1 protein-coding gene is annotated in these 401 nt (G+C 47.6%); it reads right to left on the minus strand.

Going from position 1 to position 401, the window contains the following annotated elements; genetic code table 11:
* A partial coding sequence (locus tag B1A85_RS23405; protein WP_246841522.1) for a cell wall metabolism sensor histidine kinase WalK occupies positions 1-401 on the minus strand: 401 nt, incomplete at both ends.

Genomic DNA, 401 nt, shown 5'->3' on the forward strand with positions numbered 1-401 from the left:
TAGATCGGAGTCATTGTAATGAATGCAATCGCCCGACGTTTCATCCGCGATTTCGGATGCGGGAAGTGGTAATGTAACGCTAAACGTTGCGCCTTTACCTTCGCCTTGACTATCAGCTTTCACTGTACCGCCGTGTAATTCGACTAAATGACGGACAATGGCAAGTCCTAACCCTAATCCACCAAATTTGCGCGTAGTGCTACTATCAGCTTGGCGGAAGTAATCAAACACGTGAGGAAGAAATTCTGCTGCATTTCCTTTCCCAGTGTCGCTGACTTGAATTTGTACGGAAGATGCTATTTTCTTTACCTTGCCCTCTACGCGCCCGCCATTAGGAGTAAACTTGACTGCATTTGAGAGGAGATTCCACACAATTTGCTGCAACCGCGCTGCATCTCCCG

It is taken from the genome of Chroococcidiopsis sp. TS-821, from assembly GCF_002939305.1.
In the GTDB taxonomy this organism is placed as follows: Bacteria; Cyanobacteriota; Cyanobacteriia; order Cyanobacteriales; family Chroococcidiopsidaceae; genus Chroogloeocystis.